The organism is Nonomuraea sp. IBHARD001 (assembly GCF_056106265.1).
This window is the reverse complement of the sequence record NZ_JBWBBW010000002.1, coordinates 3,688,780-3,705,236: the sequence shown is the minus strand read 5'-3', so window position 1 is coordinate 3,705,236 and position 16,457 is coordinate 3,688,780. Positions and strand designations below refer to the sequence as shown.

The window sequence follows — 16,457 nt, the reverse complement described above, 5'->3', positions numbered from 1 at the left end:
CGGTCAGAACATCGTGTTGGGATTGGCGGGGTCTTCGGGCACGGGCTGGGAGACGTCCCAGTGCTCGGCGATGCGGCCGTCGGCGATGCGGACGATGTCGGCGATCGCCGTACCCCTGTCGTCGGGGGTGAGCTTCATCAGGCTGTGCGTGACGACCAGGTCTCCTTCGGCGACGACACGGCGGATGTCCAGGCTGAGGGCGGGGAAGCGCGCGACGAATCCGGCGAGGAACTCCAGCGAGGCCTGGGCGCCGTCGGGGGCGTGCGGGTTGTGCTGGATGTAGCCGGGCGCGACGTGCGCGGCGAACGCCTCGGCGGGCTTCTTGTCGTTGAAGACCAGGTCGAGGAAGGTACGGACGATCTGCTTGTGGTGCTCGGTGTCGATCATGCGCTTGACGGTATCCATCGGGTACTGATTACTTCAACGTGCCCTTGGTATACGTTGGATACCATGCTGAACGGCGACTCCTTCGACGTCTCCTGCCCGACCCGCGTGGTCCTCGACCGCATCGGCGACCGATGGTCGATGCTGGTGGTGCTGAGCCTGCTGGCCGGGCCACGGCGTTTCACCCAGCTGCGCGAGCACATCGGCGGCGTCACGCCGAAGGTGCTCACCCAGACCCTGCGCGGCATGGAGCGCGACGGCCTGCTCACCCGTGAGGTGTTCGCCGAGGTCCCGCCCAGGGTGGAGTACACCCTGACCGGGCTCGGCCTCTCGCTGCGCGCCCCCATCGAGGCGGTGACCGCGTGGGCCGAGCACCACGTCAACGACGTCATGACCGCACGCAGGACGCACGACGACCGGCAGCCCTGAGGAGCGCCGTGCTCACCCGGCCGGGACGCGGGTGCGCACCAGGCGGCCGTCCTTGACGACATGCCGTACCCGCTGGGCGTGGGTCGCGAAGTCGAACGGGTCGCCGTCGGCCACGACGAGGTCGGCGCGGAAGCCGGGGGCGACCCGGCCGAGCTCCTCCCCCAGGCCGAGCAGGGCGGCGCCGCCCGAGGTGGCCGAGGCCAGCGCGGCGGCCGGTGTCATCCCGGCCTCGACCATGAGCAGGAGCTCCTGCGGCGTCCGGCCGTGCGGGAAGACCCCGCTGTCGGTGCCCATCGCCATCTTCACCCCGGCCCGCACCGCACGCCTGACCGCGTCCATGTGCGTGCCCGCCACCGCGTAGGCCTTGTCCACCACGGCCTGCGGCAGCCGGGTGCCCGACTCGATCATGCCGATCAGCGCGACCGGCGCCAGCAGGGTCGGCACCAGCCAGGTGCCCCGGGCCAGCATCAGCTCGACGCACTCGTCGTCGAGGAAGATGCCGTGCTCGATCGAGCGCACACCCGCCAGGACCGCGTTGCGGATGCCCGGCGTGCCCTGGGCGTGCGCCATCACGCCGATGCCCGCCGCCTGGGCCTCGGCCACGCAGACGGCCAGCTCCTCCGGGCTGAACTGGGGATGGCGTGGATCGTCGCGTGGCGACATGACGCCGCCCGAGGTGCAGACCTTGATGACGTCAGCGCCCGCCCTGACGATCTCGCGTACCCGTTGCCGCATCTGGTCGGGGCCGTCGACCACGGTGTGCGGGCGGCCGGGGTGTGCCACCAGCAGCGAGTGCACCTCGCCGTGCACGCTCCAGCCGTCGACGTGGCCGCCGGTCTGGCTGAGCGGGGTCACCGCGATGACCAGGGCGGAGCCGTCGATCAGCCCGTCGGCGACGGCCTGCTTGACGCCGAGATCCGCGCCGCCCGCGTCACGCACGGTGGTGACGCCGAGGTCGAGCGAGGTACGCAGGTTCCGCTCCGCCTGGTAGAAGGCGTAGGAGAACGGCTCCGAGGCGAGCGCCAGCGGGTCCATGCCGGAGAACATGACGTGGACGTGCGCGTCGATCAGGCCGGGCATGACCGTGGCGCCGGTGGCGTCGACGGCGGCGTCCCCGTCGAGGCCGATGCCGACCTCGACGATCCGGCCGTCCTCGACGGCGACGTCGGCGCGGGCGGCGGGCGCGCCGGTGCCGTCGAAGACGTCGCCGCCGGTGAGGACCGTCCTCATGACGGGGTCACCGCCCTCTCCTCGACGCCGACGAAGTCCATGTCGTAGCCGAACCTGCGCGGCCCGGACAGCGCCAGGCCCTCGGGGGTGCGCCAGTGCCAGTCGCACGGCATGCCGATGACCGCGACACGGTAGCCGTAGCGGATCTCCTCGGCGGGGATGGGCTCACCCGAGTCGACGGCGAGCGCCATGATCAGGTCCGGTACGGTGGCCACGATCCGGCCGTCTCGCACGGCGGCCAGGTGCTCGTTCTGGAAGTGCAGGGTCATCGACGACCCGGCGAACGCGCCGCTGCCCTCGATGACGGCCTCGCCGATCGTCCAGCCGCCCTCGTTGCGCCGGTCGACCTCGGTCACCTTGCCCTCGAACAGCGAGACGCCCGCGTTGGCGCGCATCACGGCCTCGACGGGCGGCTCGTGCGCGGCGCGGGCCTCGCGCAGCGTCGCGCCGATGCGCTCGGCGAGCGAGAGCGCGCCCTTGACCAGCCAGTCCTTGGCCTGGCGGCCGGTCATCGGGTAGAGCGCCATCATGGTGACGCAGCCGGAGGTCAGGGTCGCGGCGCGGGCCAGGTTCTCGGCCCAGGTGTTGTCCGGGGTGTTGATCACCATCCGGTTGCCGTGCTCGTCGACCATGGCCAGCGGGGTGGCCTTGCCGCCGTACAGGGTGGGGGTGACCAGTTCGAGCGCCGGGAAGGCGCGGCCCATGCCGTCGGCGTCGACGACCGGCAGCCCGGCCGCGGCCGTGGAGAAGGGCGTCACCGCGTTCAGGCCGCCGGCCTCGGCGGGGGCCACGTGGGTGAAGGTGTAGCCGAGGTAGGCCTCCAGCTCACGCAGGGCGGCCACGGCGTCGACGCTGCGCGGCAGCTTCTCCACCAGCACGCCCGGTGCGCCCATTCCGGCGATGAACACCACCCTGGCGTCGTCGGGCACCTCCTCCAGGTCGCACATCGCGACCGGGCCGTGCTCGCGGATGGCCTCGCGGGCCAGCAGCATGCCGACGTACGGGTCGCCGCCGCCGCCCGCGCCGAGAATCGTGGAGCCGATCGTGATGTCGGCCAGTGCGGCCTCGTCGATGTAACGCATCAGTTGCCTTCCTCTCGGCGCAGCTCGCCGACCGCCTTCGCCTTGACCCGTAGTGCCGTGCCGCCCGCCATGTGGGTGAGCGGGACGTCCTCGGTGTCCACGATCCGGACCGTCTCGGGTACGGCGCCCGCCTTGACCGCACGCCGTACCGCTTCCTCGCGTGCGTCGGCCACGACCTGGGCGCGGGTCATGTCCGTCAGGGTGTAGATCTTGTCCACCTCGCCGCCGACCTGGGCGAACGCCGCTCCCACGGCGTTGGCGACGCCGGAGTGCGCCGGGCGGAGCAGGGTGGTGATGCCGGGCAGCGCGTCGATGACCACGCCGCCGCCGCCCACGACCACGACCGGCAGGTCGGCGGCGGCCAGCTTCGCCTGGTCGACGGCCGCGCCGATGCGGGTGCGCACGTCGGCCAGGGCGGCCTCGACCACGGCCCGGGGGACGTGCGCGACGCGGGAGGCGTCGCCGATGTCGGCCAGGCCGGCCGCGACCGCGATGTCGGTGAGGGTGAGGGTGTCGCCGCCGAAGACGAGCGCCTCGGAGGTGAGCCGGTAGCCGACGCTGTCCGGTCCCACCCTGCGGCCCTCGTCGTGCACGACGCTGCCGCCGCCGATGCCGAGCGAGAGCACGTCCGGCATGCGGAAGTTGCTCCTGACGCCGCCCAGGGTGACCGCGACCGTCGACTCGCGGGGGAAGCCGCCGCGCAGGACGCCGATGTCGGCCGTGGTGCCGCCGACGTCCACGACCAGCGTGTCCTCGACGCCCGACAGGAAGGCGGCGCCGCGCATGGAGTTGGTCGGGCCGGAGGCGATCGTCCTGATCGGGTGCAGGCGCGCCTCCGCGAGGCTCATCAGCGTGCCGTCGTTCTGCGACAGGTAGACGGGCGCGCCGATGCCGAGATCCTGCAGCACGCGCTCGAAGCCGTCGACGACCTCCCTGGCCAGGGGGCGCAGGGCGGCGTTGAGGATGGCGGCGTTCTCACGTTCGAGGATGCCGATCCGGCCGAGGTCGGCCGACGAGGTGACGGACACGCCCGGCAGCTCCTCCAGCAGGATCGCCGCCACGCGTTCCTCCGCCTCGCCGTTCACCGGCGAGAAGACCGCGCTGAGCGCGACCTGGGTCAGGCCGAGCTCGCGGATGCGAGCCGCGACCTCGCGCAGGCCGTCCTCGTCGAGCGGGTTGAGCGGCCTGCCGTCGAACTGCGAGCCGCCGCGCACCACGAACACGTGCCTGCCGAGCGCCCGCGCCAGGTCGTCGGGCCAGTCCACCATGGGCGGCAGGGTCTGCGGGGGTGTGGCGATGCGGATCGCGGCGACCTCGGCCAGGCCCCTGGCCTGGGTGATCGCATTGATGAAGTGGGTGGTGCCGATCAGCACCGCCTCCACCTCGGCCAGGTCCCGCCCGCCCGCCGCGGCCTTGATGGCCTCGACGATGCCGCGGGTGACGTCGGGGCTGGTCGGCGCCTTGGCCGAGGAGAGCACGACCTGCCCTTCGAGCAGGACCGCGTCGGTGTTCGTGCCACCGACATCGATTCCGAGTTTCACTGCCAGACTCCTTGAGGGGGCTCCGTGTGAGGGGGGCTATTCCTTGCGGCTGCGGTCGATGGCGACGGCAGCGATCAGTACGGCTCCGGAGGCGGTCCCCTGCCAGAAGGAGGAGACCCCGGCGGCGTACAGGACGTTGTTGAGCACGGCCAGGAACAGGACGCCGACGAGGGTGCGGGTGACGCTGCCGAAGCCGCCGGAGAAGCGGGTGCCGCCGAGCAGCACCGCGGCGATCGCGGTGAGCTCGAGCCCGGCGCCGCCGCCCGGTTGCGCCGATCCGAGCTGCCCCACGGTGAGCAGCCCCGCCAGCGCGGCGAACAGGCCGCTGACCGCGAACGCGATGATCGTGACCCGGTCGATCGGCAGTCCGGCGAGCCTGGCGGCCAGCGGGTTGGAGCCGGTGGCGTACAGGGCCCGGCCGAAGCCGGTGCAGCGCAGGATCAGCACGGCCACCAGGTAGAGGCCTGCGGCCAGCAGCACGACCGAGGGGATGCCGAGCACGCGGCCGTTGGACAGGGCGTCGAGCCAGCCCACGTCGACCGTGATGCTCTTGCCCTCCAGCACCACCTGGGCCTGACTGCGCAGCAGCGAGTAGGTGCCGAGCGTCACGATCATGAACGAGATGCCGAGCTTGGTGATCAGCAGGCCGTGTGCGATCGCGCCGACGGCCAGCCCGAGCAGCAGGGCGACGCCCGCCGCCGCGGCCGAAGGCCAGCCGCTCACGGTCAGGGTGGCGAACACCGCGCCCGCCAGCCCCGCCATCGACCCGACCGACAGGTCGACGCCACGGCCGATGACCACCAGCGTCTGGCCGATCGCGATGATGAACAGCACGGAGGAGAAGGACAGGATGTCCAGATAGGTGCCCGCCACCCGGAACGACGGGAACGCGATCACCGCCCCGACCAGCAGCGCCAGCAGCGCGGCGGGGAAGGCGAGCTCGACCGAGGGACGAAACCTCGGGCGGGTACGGACGGGCACGGCCTGGTCGGGGGTCATTGCTCTGCTTCCTTCTCATCACGGGACCCGGCGACATCGGACCCGGCGACTTCGGGCTCGTCGCGGGCGCCGGTGGCCAGGGCGACCAGCTCGCGGTAGGGGCAGTCCGGCGGGCGTCGTGCGACGACCCGGCCGTCCCTGATGACGTGCAGGCCGTCGGCGAGCTCCTGCAGCTCCTCGAACTCGGAGCTGACCACCAGGACGGCCCCGCCAGACTCGGCGAACCTGCGGATCATCGTGTGGATGGCCGCACGGCCGGTGCGGTCGACCCCCTGGGTGGGCTCGTCGGCGATCAGCAGCCTGGGCTGGTGCGCCAGCACCCGGGCCAGTACGGCGCGCTGCTGGTTGCCGCCGCTCAGTGCGGTGATCTCGCTGTGCGGCGAGGCGGTCTTGATGCCGAACTCGGAGATCGTCCTGGCCGTGCGCCCGGCGGCGGGCCTGGGCCCGAACAGGGCGCCGAGCCCGGCGGGCACGACGTCGGCGATCTCCAGGTTGCGTGCGACGCTCAGACTGGCGAACACCGACTCGTTCGCCCGGTCCTCCGGCAGGTAGGCGATCCCGGCACGGCGCGACGCGCGTGTGCCGCCCGGCAGCGGCCCGCCGAGGTAGGTCACCGACGCCGAGCCGCCCGACGCTCCCGCCAGCAGCCGGCACAGCCGCGAGCGCCCGCTGCCCGCCAGCCCGGCCAGCCCGACGATCTCGCCCGCCCCGACCCTCAGCTCGTCGACGGCCAACCCGTGCGCACGCAGCCCCCGTACGGCCAGCACCTCGGCCTGCGGCCGGACGCCCGCCTCCGGGCGCGCACCGGAGGCCCGCGCGGTGACCCGCGCCGGAGCGGGACGCCCGGCGGCCATGGTCTCCACCAGCTCCTCCACCGACACCTCGCCGATCGGCGCGTCGTGCACGAGCCTGCCGTCGACCAGGACGGCCACCCGGGTGGCCAGCCTGACGATGTCGCGCAGCCGGTGGCTGACCAGGACCACGGCGCCGCCCTCGGCCCGCAGCCTGGACGTGGCCGCGGCGACGATCTCCACGCCCCGGTCGCCGAGCACGGCGGTGGGCTCGTCGAGCGCGAGCACCTTCGGCCGTGCGGACTGGGCGCGCAGCAGGGCCACGATCGCCCGGTCGGCCTTGCGCAGCAGCCCGGCGGGCATGCCCGGGTCGACGTGCGGCAGCGACTCGGTCACCAGGGCGCGTGCGCCGAGCCTGGCCGCGCGCCCGGGTGCGAAAGCGCCGAGTCCGCCGCGGCCGATGAGCAGGTTCTCCCAGACCGGCAGCGAGGTGGCCAGCTGCGGCTCCTGCGGCACCAGGGCGACGCCCCTGGCCAGCGCGTCGGCCGGGCCGCGCAGCCGCAGCGGGCCTTCGGCGTCGAGCACGGTGCCGCCGGTGGGGGCGCGCAGTCCGGTGAGGGTGGTGAGCAGTGTGGTCTTGCCCGAGCCGTTGGCGCCGATCACGGCGAGCACGTCGCCGGGGAAGACCTTCAGGCTGACCCGGTCGAGTGCGAGCGTTCCCGGGAAGGCCACCGACACCCGGTCCAGGCCGATCAGCGGACGCATCCCGCGCTCAGCCCGTCTTGATGGTCTGGAACGCGATGAGTTCCTCGGCGGGCTTCCAGTCGGCGACGTTGTCCTTGTCGACCATGCACTTGTCGGCGGGCGGGCCGGGGATCTGCGCGTTGCCGTCGTAGGTCTTGGCTCCGCTGAGGTGGTCGACCATGGCCTGGCCGAGCGCCTTGCCGATCTCGACCGGCTTCAGGTCGCAGGTCGCCAGCAGGTCGCCCGCCTTGATCGCGGCGATCGCGTCGGCGGTGCCGTTCCTGCTGGTGAACAGGATCTTCTTGCCCGACTGCTTGGCGGCGGCGATGGCGCCGAGCGCGCTGTCGTCGTTGTAGACGAACACGCCCTGCACGTCCGGCTCGCGTTGCAGGATGCCCTGCATGACGCTCTGGCCGCCCGCCGCGTTGTCCTGCAGGTTGCGCTGCTGGTCGAGGTCGCCGACCACGCTGGCGCCCGCCTCCTGAAGGGCGCGCTGGGCTCCGGCCAGCTCGGCGGTGACGTTCGGCGTCACGGGTCCGCCGATGATCGCGATCTTGGCGCCCTTCGGCAGGTGGTCGGCCAGGTACTTCGCCGCCTGGTAGCCCTGCTCCTCGTCGGGGTTGGTGATGTAGCCGTTGACATCGAAGCCCTCCGGCTTGCCGAGCGCGGCGAACACCGGGATGCCCTTCTCGCGGGCCCGCTGGACCTGCGGCTTCATGGACTTGGAGTCCAGGACGAAGTACGCGATGGCGGCGGGCTGGGTGCCGATCGCCCGGGTCAGCGCCTCGGCCTGCACCGCCGGGTCGATCGAGCCGGTGGTGTTGTTGACCGAGAACGAGCGCGTCATGGTGGCGCCGGCCGCCGTGAGCGGCGTGTTGACGGCCTGGGTGATGGCCTGCGACACGGGGTTGGCCTCGATGACGTCGGCGTACCAGATCGTCTTGCCGGACGCCGACGCCCCTGAGGGGGTCTCGGCGGGGGCCGAGCCGCAGGCCGTGGCCAGGCAGGCCACCGCGAGCGCGGCGGCGAAGGGGAGGACTCTGTTCGGCATGGGGGCTACCTCTCAGGGGACTTCAGGGACGGGTGAGCAAAGGCCCGGCGGCGCGCACGACCAGGCGTGCGCAGTTGCCCGGCATGTAGGTCATGGGGATCTCGTCCACCGTGGTGACCCGCACCAGCGCGGGGTCGGCCCCGGCGCGGATCGCCGCCTCGGCCGCCAGCTCCTTGGCCGCGGCCAGGCAGGCCTGTCTGCTGGACTTGTCGTACTGGAACATGCGGTCGACGGAGCCCGCGGCCTCGGCGATGGCGGCGCCGATCGCGTTGGCCACGGCGGCGTGCTCGTGCCTGACGACCTCGCTGATGCCCGGCACGACGTCCGGGATCAGGTGCGAGCCGCCGCCCACCGCGATCAGCGGCAGCTCGGCCCTGGCCGCCTTGATCCGCTCGGCGAGCTGCTGGACGCGTTCGTCGACCCAGGTCAGCGCCCGGCGCACCAGGGCGGGGGGCAGGCATTCGGCGCGTGCCGGGTCGCCGAAGACGGCGCGGCCCGCGCGTACGGAGACGTCGCTCAGGGTGGGGGTGTCGCCGCCGAACACCAGGGCCTGTTCGTGCAGGCGGTAGCCGACGCTGTCGGGGCCGATCTCGGGACGCGCGCCCCGGCGGACGAGCGTGCCGCCGCCCATGCCGATCGAGATGAGGTCGGGCACGCGGTGGTTGGTCCGCACGCCGCCGATCTCCACGGCCATCGCCGAGGTCCTGGGGAATCCGTCGACCAGCAGGCCGACGTCGGTGGAGGTGCCGCCGACGTCCATCACGACGGCGTCCTTCAGGCCGGTCAGGAAGGCCGCGCCGCGCATGGAGTTCGTCGGGCCGGAGCCGATGGTCAGGATCGGGCGCAGGTTCGCCTCGGCCGCCGACAGCAGGGTGCCGTCGTTCTGGGTGAGGTAGATGTCGGCGCCGAGGTGGTGATGGAGCAGGGCGCTCTCCAGGGCGGTGACCACGGAGCGGCCGATGAAGGTGAGGGCGGCGTTGAGGATGGCGGAGTTCTCGCGCTCCAGCAGGCCGAGCCCGCCCACCTCGTGCCCGAGTGTGACGGGCGTGCCGGGGCCGAGCACCTCGCCGACGATCTGGGCGGCGCGGATCTCGTGGCCGGGATTGGCGGGCGAGGTGGCCCCGGTGACGGCGATGGCGTCGGCACGGCCGCGGCAGGTGCGGGCGAAGGCGGCGACGGCGTCCTCGTCCAGGGGGACGATCTCGGTGCCGTCGAACTCGTGCCCGCCCTCGATGATCTCGCAGGGCCCGCCGACGATCGCGGCCAGGTCCTCCGGCCATCCGGCCAGCGGCGCGATGGACAGCGTGGCGGGCGCCGCGATGCGCAGGATGCCCACCCTGGCCAGGCCGTCACGCCCGATGACGGCGTTCACCGGGTGGGTGGTGCCGAGCATGACCTGCTCGACGGCGGCCGGGTCGAAGCGGCGCAGCACGGCCGCCAGCGCGGCGCGGATGCCGGTCAGCACGTCGGGGGTGGTCGCGGCCTTGTGCGAGGCGACGACGCGGCCGGCGCCGTCCACCACCGCGGCGTCGGTGCTGGTGCCGCCGACGTCGATGCCGATGCGCAGGCGGCTCATCGGCCGCGCCTGATCGGGAAGTGGTCCAGGTCGTAGCCGAACGCGCGGGGCCCGGCCAGGGCGATGCCCTCGGGGGTGTGCCAGCGCGGTTCGGCGGGCATCGCGATGACGTGCAGGCGCTGGCCGTACCTGAGGGCCTCGGTGGTGATCGGGATGCCGGTCTCGATGTCGATCAGCGAGATCAGGTCGGGCACGGTGGCGACCGGTTCGCCGTCCTCCAGGGCGATGAGGTTCTCGTTCTGGATCTCGACGCGCATGACGCGGTCCTGCTGGTCGACGTGTTCGAGTGCCACGGTGCCCCGGGCCCAGCCTGCCGTGGTACGGCGTTCGACGTCCAGGACCTTGCCGGAGAACAGGATCTCGGCGTCGCTCACGGCCAGGAAGCGCTCGTAGGCGCCGCTCGCGCCCGCCTGGATGGCGGCCAGGGAGCGGCCGATCGCCTGGCACAGGGTCAGCGAGCCGGTCGCGGCGTGCCGCCGTACCTGCGCGGCGGCCATCGGGTAGGCGCTGAAGACGGCGACCATCCCGAGCTCGGCGACGCTGGCCCGCAGCAGTCGTTCGCTCGTGCGGTTGTCCACGGCCTCGAACAGCACGCTGTTGCCCTTGGAGTCGCACAGGGCGGCGGGTGAGGCCGGGATTCCGGCGAGCGTCAGCAGCGTCATCTCCAGCTGCGGGAACGCCCTGCGCATGAAGTCGGCGTCGACCACGGGCAGCCCGAGCTCGGCGGCGACGGCCAGCGGGAACAGCGAGTTCATCCCGCCGATCTCCATCGGCATCACCGCCGCACCGGTACGGCCCAGCCTGGCCTGCACGGCGTTCACCACGGCACGCGCCTCCTCGCCGCTGGGGAACTTCTCCACGATCACGGTCGGGGCGCCGATCATGCCGATCGGCAGCACCAGGGCGTCGGGGTCGATCTCGCCCGCCGAGACCACGCGGACCGGGCCGTGGCGTTCGATGGCCTGGCGCAGCAGGATCTTGGCGATGTGCGGGTCGCCCCCGCCGCCGGTGCCGAGGACCACGGCGCCGAGCGCGAGGTCTTCGATGTCCGACTCCCGAACGAGACGCAAGGGACAGCTCCTTTGCCTGATTGCGACCAGTACACCTGCGGCGGGAAAGGCCGTCATTGCCCAAAGTGCCCAAGATCAGGGCTGAGACTGTGCGATGTGCACCACGACCGCTAAACTATGACAATGCGGACAGAAGGCGTGACAATTCGCCGGCTCGTGGGCGCCGTGGGCGAGTACGAGGTCCTGGGCGGTGACAGTGCGCTGGACCGCACGGCGCATCTGGTGACCACCGGCTCGTCCCTGCCGGAGATCGGCAGGCTGCCCGCGGGCACGCTCGCCGTCTTCTCCCGCGCCCAGCTCGCCATGGAGGAGCCGCCCGCCGACATCGCCATCAGGCGCGCCGTGACGGCCGGGCTGTCCGGGCTGATCGCCGAGATGCCGCGCAGCGGCGTGCCCGTCGTCACCCGCAGGCTCGCCGAGAAGTTCACCTTCCCCGTCATCCTGCTGCCGCACGTCGACCCCTCGGCCCTGGCCGCCGCGCTCGACCCGCTCGTGCGCGCACCGGCCCTGGCCGCGGCCAACACGCTGCGCACGGCCGTCGAACGCATGCTGCGCCTGCCCCGCGACCAGCGCGACCTCGTCCAGCGCCTGGCCGACCTGCTGCGCACGCCGGTCGCCCTGCTCGACGGCAGCGGGCGGGTGCTGCAGTCCGTCGGCGAGGCCGCGCCGCACACGCTCGCCGCACTGACGGCCTGGCTCGGCGAGGGCGGCACGCACTCACGTGTCGTCGACCTGGACGACGGCGGAGTGGCCGTCGTGTCGCCCGCGACGCTCCAGCCGGGCGCCTCGTCCAACCTGTGGCTGGTGGCGCTGCTGTCACCGGTCGGCGCGGCGATGGCCGACACCGTCCGCACGGTGCTGTCGGTGGCCGCGCTCGCCTTCTCCGTCCATGTGGCCGACCAGGGCATGCGGGTGGAGCGGGAGGAGCGTCAGCGGGCGCTGCTGCTGGCCGAGATCCTCGAACACGGCGACAACGCACGCGCCCGCAGCGTCGAGCGGGCCACCGCGCTCGGCTGGCGGCTGTTCGGCTGGCACAACGCGATCCAGATCGGCGTGCACTCGGGCGGGCAGCGCCTGCCGGGCGAGCTCAACGCCTTCGTCGAGGAGGAGCTGCGGCACGCGGGCATCGACGTCGGCCTGGTCGCCAGGCCCGTCGGCTCGGCCTTCTGGATCACCAGGGACCGGCCCGCCAGCCCGGCCGACATCATGGAGATCGCCGCCGTGACCAGGCGGGTGCTGATCGCGGTCGGCCGCGCCTTCCCCGGGATCGAGATGCGTGCCGGGGTCGGCGGCACGCACACCGGCATCTCCGGCATCGGCACCTCGCTGCACGAGGCCCAGCAGGCGCTGATGCTGGCCCGCACCCAGGACGTCGCCGCCGCCGTCGAGCTCACCGACTCCATGTCGGTCAACCGGCTGCTGCTCGGCTGGTACCAGGCCGGTCCCATGCGTGACACCGCCCTGTCGCTCATCGAGCCGCTCCGGCGGGAGGACCCCTCCGGCGTGCTCCTGCACACCCTGCGGTGCTTCCTCGACCACGAGTCCTCCACCACGACCACGGCCGCGGTGCTCGGCGTGCACCGCAACACCGTCGTGCACCGCATGGGCCGCATCCGCAGGCTGCTGCCCGTCGACCTGGACGCCGCCGACGAACGCCTCGCCGTACAGCTGGCGGTCCGGGTGCACGAGGGGGTCGCCGATCCGGCCGGCGACGGGCCCGAGCGCCCGGCCTGGTCGTACGCGGTCGTGCGGCACACTCCTTCCGCGCCGTGAGGAGAACGGGCCGGCGCCCGGCCACCGCGTTGCGGCAGAAGTCCGCCTCCGTGAGATCCGTGCCCGCCAGGACCACCAGGCCTCAGGGCAGCGCCTCCTCGCTGCGGGCCACCAGGAGGTCGCCCAGGACGAGCAGGTCCATCGCCTCGCCGCGCACATAGGTGGAGACGGCCTCGGCCGGTGTGTTGACGATCGGCTCACCGGCCAGGTTGAACGAGGTGTTGACCACCAGCGGAACACCCGTGACCTGGCGGAAGGCGTCGATCAGCGACCAGTAGGACGGGTTGGTCGCCCGGTCGACGTACTGGGGCCTGGCCGAGCCGTCCACGTGGGTGACGGCGGGGACGCGGGTGCGCATGTCGGCGCGTACCTCGCCCGCGGCCAGCATGAAGCGCGCGGGATGGCCGACGTCGCCCGCCATCACCTCGCCGAGACGCTCGCCGAGCACGCTGGGCGCCACCGGCCGCCACATCTCCCGGCCCTTGAGCAGGTTGAGCCGCTCCAGCGTCCTGCGGTCGCGCGGGTCGGCCAGCAGGCTGCGGGTGCCGAGCGCGCGCTGGCCGATCTCGCCGCGCCCGCGCGCCCACCCGACGACACGCCCGTCGGCCAGCGCCTGCGCCACGTGCTTGGTCAGCTCGTCCTCCGACAGCCTGCGCGAGGCCAGCCCCTCCTGCCGTACGGCGAGCGCCGACGGCTCGGCCTCGATGTCCTGGCCCCAGTAGGCGTGCTCGATCGTCACCGGGGAGAAGGAGCCGTGCCTGCGCGCGGCCACCAGCGCGGCGCCGAGCGAGACGCCCGCGTCGGTGGGCACCGGCGGCACGTACACGTGCTCGAACAGGCCGCTGCGGGTCAGGCGGCCGACCATGGTGCAGTTCATCGCCACACCGCCCGCCAGGACCAGGGTCGGCAGGCCGTACTCGCGCCTGGCCAGTTCGATCAGCCCGAACATCGCCTCTTCGAGCCCGACCTGCACGGTGGCGGCGAAGTCGGCGTAGGCGATGGGCTCCTCGCCCTGCCTGGGGATGAACGGGAAGTGCCCGCAGAAGGCGGGTGTGATGTCGCGCTCGAACGTCGGGTAGTAGGCGACGAGCGGGCCGAGCATGGCCACGGCCCGGCTGTCGGCGAGTTCGGGCAGGTCGATGTCGGGGAAGGTGAAGGCGTAGCCGTCCTGCTCGCGGCTGAGCCCGAGGCCGCCGGGCGTCGGCCTGCCGTAGGCGGCCAGGCCCATGAGCTTTCCGGTGCCCCAGTCGCCGAATCCGGCCCACTTGGCGGCGGCGGTGTAGAAGAAGCCGAGCGACTGGGCGACCGGCCACTCCTTGAGCACCTCGATCTCGCCGTCGCGGCCCCGGGCGATCGAGGCGGACTGCGTCTCGCCTGCGCCGTCGACGACCAGGATGGCGACGTCGTCGCGACCGCAGCTGAAGTACGCGCTGGCCGCGTGTGCGATGTGGTGCGGCACCCACGTGACGGGCGGCATGCGCTCGGGCGGCGAGCCGGGGAACAGCATGCGGCGCAGCCCGGCCTCGGTGAATCGTTTGTTGGCGCCGAGCGGCGTGCCACGGAAGTCCCAGCCGATGGCGATCTCGTCGACCGAGTCGATCGTGATTCCGGCGGCGTCGAGGCAGGCCTGGATGGCCAGGACGGGCGGCTGGGCCAGGGCGTGCTTGCGTCTGGACAGCCGCTCCTCCTCGATGAGGAAGATCAGCTCGCCGTCGCGCACGAGGGCGGCGGAGGCGTCGTGGAAGCCGATGTTCAACCCGAGCACGTAGCTCATCGAGGTTCCTCTCCAGCGGCGGCCAGGACCGCCCTGACGATGTTGTGGTATCCGGTGCACCGGCACAGGTTGCCCTTGAGCCCGGCCCTGACGGCGGCCTCGTCGAGGTCGGGCGTCTCGGCGATGAGCGAGACGGCGGCCAGCACCATGCCGGGTGTGCAGAAGCCGCACTGCACGGCGTGGTGCTCGGCGAACGCCTTCTGCACCGGGTGGCAGCCGCCCGCCGCCAGGCCTTCGGCGGTGACGACCCGCCCGCCGTGCGCCTGGGCGGCCAGGACCGTGCACGCCTTGACCGACTCGCCGTCGAGCAGCAGCGTGCACGCGCCGCACGAGGTGGTGTCGCAGCCGATGTTGGCGGCCTTGAGCCCGGCCTGCTGCCTGACGAACTCCACCAGCAGCGTCCGGTCCGGCACGTCGGCCTCGTGCGGTTCGCCGTTGACGGTGATCTCTACTCGCATCGTGCTCCCCCCTGCTCCAGTTCGCGCAGCGCGCGTGCGGTGAGCACGCGGGCCAGGTGCCGCCGGTAGCCGGCCGAGGCCCGGTGGTCGTCTGCGGGCTCGCATCCCGAATCGGCCAGCAGGGCGGCGCGCTCGGACGGCTGCCCCTGCGCCAGGGCCGCGTTCACCTCGTGCGCGTGCACCGGTCGCGGCCCGAGCCCGGCGACGACGACCGCGCCGGGCACGGCGGCGACCGCCACGAGCGCCCACTCCAGGGCCGCGCGGTGGAACTTCTGGTAGCTCCAGGCCGTGCGCGTCACCGGCACCGCCACCTCGACCAGCAACTCGCCTGGCTCGGGCCCGGCGAAGCCGCTCAGCGGCGTCTCGCGCCTGCCGTGCGGCCCTTCGAGGGTGACGGCGGCGCCGAGTGCCAGCAGGGCGAGCGGCAGGTCGGCGACGGGGTCGGCATGCACGAGCGAGCCGCCGATCGTGCCCCGGTGGCGTACCTGGGGGTCGGCGATCGTGCCCGCCGCGTGCGCGAGCATGGGCGCGAGCGCGCGTACGGCGGGCGCGGTGTGCAGGTCGTGGTGGCGGGTGAGCGCGCCGACGACCAGCCTGCCGCCCTCCTCGCGCACACCGCGCAACTCGGCGAGCGCGCCGATGTCCAGCAGGTGCGCCGGTCTGCGGGTGCCCGCCTTGAGCTCGGGGATCAGCGACTGCCCCCCGGCCAGTACGGCGGTGCCCGCGCCGAGCAGGGCGACGGCCTCCGGCACGGTGGCGGCGCGGCGATAGGCGAAGTCGTTGTCGATCATGGTCCGGCCCAGCCCATCCGTCGGGGCGGCGCGCTCCTGGCGAGCCTGGTGACAACGGTGTCGACGAAGCCGGGCACCGGCGGGCTGATGTTGAAGTGCCCGCCGGGCAGCATGCGCAGGGCGAAGTCGCCGCTGGTGTAGGCCTTCCACGAACGGGCCTCGGCCGCGTCGACCTCGCTGTCGTGCTCGCCGACCAGTGCGGTGACGGGACAGTCGAGCGGCAGGCCGGGCCTCGGCCGGTAGGTCTCGGCCAGGCGGTAGTCGTTGCGCAGCACCGGCAGGAACTCCTCCCGCAGCTCCGCGTTGGCGATCACCTCGGGACCGGCTCCGCCGAGCCTGGCCAGTTCGTCCCAGAGCTCGTCGTCACCGGCCAGATGCTTGCCGCCCTCGCGCTGCCGGTGCGGCGCGGGCCTGCCCGAGACGAACAGATGCACCGGCGGCCTGGCCATCCGGCGCGCGCTCTCGTAGGCGACCGCCGCGCCGAGGCTGTGCCCGAGCAGCGCCACCGGGCGTTCGCCCAGCCCGGTGACGGCCTCGGCGATCGCCTGGGCGAGCTCGTCCATGTCCTTGGCGAAGGGATGGGAGAGGCGGTCCAGGCGTCCGGGGTACTGCACGGCGAGCAGCTCCACGTCCGGCGGCAGCTCGGCGCTCCAGGAGGTGTAGGAGTAGGCGTTGCCTCCGGCGTGCGGCAGGCAGACCAGGCGTACCCAGGGGTCGCCGACCGGCCGCAGTCTGCGCAGCCAGGTGGCGGTGTCCGGCATGAC

Annotated in this window: 15 protein-coding genes; 2 read left to right on the top strand and 13 right to left on the bottom strand. The window is 73.0% G+C overall.

Features of this window, described 5'->3' with window-relative positions:
- Positions 1-3: 3 nt before the first annotated feature.
- Positions 4-387 (bottom strand): nuclear transport factor 2 family protein, encoded by a 384-nt coding sequence (locus tag ACTWNK_RS18955; RefSeq protein WP_474305513.1) that lies wholly within the window; start codon positions 385-387, stop codon positions 4-6.
- A 63-nt stretch (positions 388-450) separates the two neighbouring features.
- On the opposite strand from ACTWNK_RS18955, the gene ACTWNK_RS18950 reads away from it, so the two are divergent.
- The gene (locus ACTWNK_RS18950) at positions 451-813 is read left to right on the top strand and encodes a winged helix-turn-helix transcriptional regulator (RefSeq protein WP_474305511.1); all 363 of its coding nucleotides are present in this window, start codon (positions 451-453) and stop codon (positions 811-813) included.
- 12 nt (positions 814-825) lie between these two features.
- On the opposite strand, the gene ACTWNK_RS18945 is transcribed toward ACTWNK_RS18950, so the two are convergent.
- Genes ACTWNK_RS18945 through ACTWNK_RS18910 form a run of 8 tightly spaced genes read right to left on the bottom strand, consistent with a single transcriptional unit; the run spans position 826 to position 10,897 of the window.
- A complete protein-coding gene (locus tag ACTWNK_RS18945) occupies positions 826-2,043 on the bottom strand; it encodes a metal-dependent hydrolase family protein (RefSeq protein WP_474305509.1) in 1,218 nt (405 codons plus the stop codon).
- Positions 2,040-3,125 carry a DUF917 domain-containing protein gene (locus tag ACTWNK_RS18940; RefSeq protein WP_474305507.1) on the bottom strand — a complete coding sequence of 362 codons (1,086 nt, stop codon included), beginning with the start codon at positions 3,123-3,125 and terminating at the stop codon, positions 2,040-2,042. The genes ACTWNK_RS18945 and ACTWNK_RS18940 overlap by 4 nt, the downstream gene beginning before the upstream one ends.
- The gene (locus ACTWNK_RS18935) at positions 3,125-4,666 is read right to left on the bottom strand and encodes a hydantoinase/oxoprolinase family protein (RefSeq protein WP_474305505.1); all 1,542 of its coding nucleotides are present in this window, start codon (positions 4,664-4,666) and stop codon (positions 3,125-3,127) included. Before ACTWNK_RS18935 ends, ACTWNK_RS18940 begins: the two co-directional genes overlap by 1 nt.
- A 36-nt stretch (positions 4,667-4,702) precedes the next feature.
- Positions 4,703-5,665 (bottom strand): ABC transporter permease, encoded by a 963-nt coding sequence (locus ACTWNK_RS18930; RefSeq protein WP_474305503.1) that lies wholly within the window; start codon positions 5,663-5,665, stop codon positions 4,703-4,705.
- Complete coding sequence (locus ACTWNK_RS18925) at positions 5,662-7,221, bottom strand: ATP-binding cassette domain-containing protein (protein WP_474305501.1); 1,560 nt, start codon at positions 7,219-7,221, stop codon at positions 5,662-5,664. Before ACTWNK_RS18925 ends, ACTWNK_RS18930 begins: the two co-directional genes overlap by 4 nt.
- A gap of 7 nt (positions 7,222-7,228) precedes the next feature.
- Positions 7,229-8,251 (bottom strand): sugar ABC transporter substrate-binding protein, encoded by a 1,023-nt coding sequence (locus ACTWNK_RS18920; RefSeq protein WP_474305499.1) that lies wholly within the window; start codon positions 8,249-8,251, stop codon positions 7,229-7,231.
- 22 nt (positions 8,252-8,273) lie between these two features.
- Complete coding sequence (locus ACTWNK_RS18915; protein WP_474305497.1) at positions 8,274-9,827, bottom strand: hydantoinase/oxoprolinase family protein; 1,554 nt, start codon at positions 9,825-9,827, stop codon at positions 8,274-8,276.
- Complete coding sequence (locus tag ACTWNK_RS18910) at positions 9,824-10,897, bottom strand: DUF917 domain-containing protein (protein ID WP_474305495.1); 1,074 nt, start codon at positions 10,895-10,897, stop codon at positions 9,824-9,826. The genes ACTWNK_RS18915 and ACTWNK_RS18910 overlap by 4 nt, the downstream gene beginning before the upstream one ends.
- Positions 10,898-11,035: 138 nt before the next feature.
- Between ACTWNK_RS18910 and ACTWNK_RS18905 the strand changes: the two genes are divergently transcribed.
- On the top strand, positions 11,036-12,670 hold the full coding sequence (locus tag ACTWNK_RS18905) for a PucR family transcriptional regulator (RefSeq protein WP_474305493.1): 1,635 nt from the start codon (positions 11,036-11,038) through the stop codon (positions 12,668-12,670).
- Positions 12,671-12,752: 82 nt separating this feature from the next.
- Here ACTWNK_RS18905 and ACTWNK_RS18900 read toward each other — a convergent pair whose 3' ends face one another.
- Genes ACTWNK_RS18900 through ACTWNK_RS18885 form a run of 4 tightly spaced genes read right to left on the bottom strand, consistent with a single transcriptional unit; the run spans position 12,753 to position 16,454 of the window.
- Positions 12,753-14,444, bottom strand: a complete 1,692-nt coding sequence (locus tag ACTWNK_RS18900; protein ID WP_474305491.1) for a carbamoyltransferase family protein — start codon at positions 14,442-14,444, stop codon at positions 12,753-12,755.
- Complete coding sequence (locus ACTWNK_RS18895; RefSeq protein WP_474305489.1) at positions 14,441-14,902, bottom strand: (2Fe-2S)-binding protein; 462 nt, start codon at positions 14,900-14,902, stop codon at positions 14,441-14,443. Before ACTWNK_RS18895 ends, ACTWNK_RS18900 begins: the two co-directional genes overlap by 4 nt.
- Positions 14,893-15,693, bottom strand: coding sequence for an FAD binding domain-containing protein (locus ACTWNK_RS18890; protein WP_474305487.1), 801 nt, complete (start codon positions 15,691-15,693; stop codon positions 14,893-14,895). Before ACTWNK_RS18890 ends, ACTWNK_RS18895 begins: the two co-directional genes overlap by 10 nt.
- Positions 15,690-16,454, bottom strand: coding sequence for a thioesterase II family protein (locus ACTWNK_RS18885; RefSeq protein WP_474310943.1), 765 nt, complete (start codon positions 16,452-16,454; stop codon positions 15,690-15,692). The genes ACTWNK_RS18890 and ACTWNK_RS18885 overlap by 4 nt, the downstream gene beginning before the upstream one ends.
- Positions 16,455-16,457: the final 3 nt, after the last annotated feature.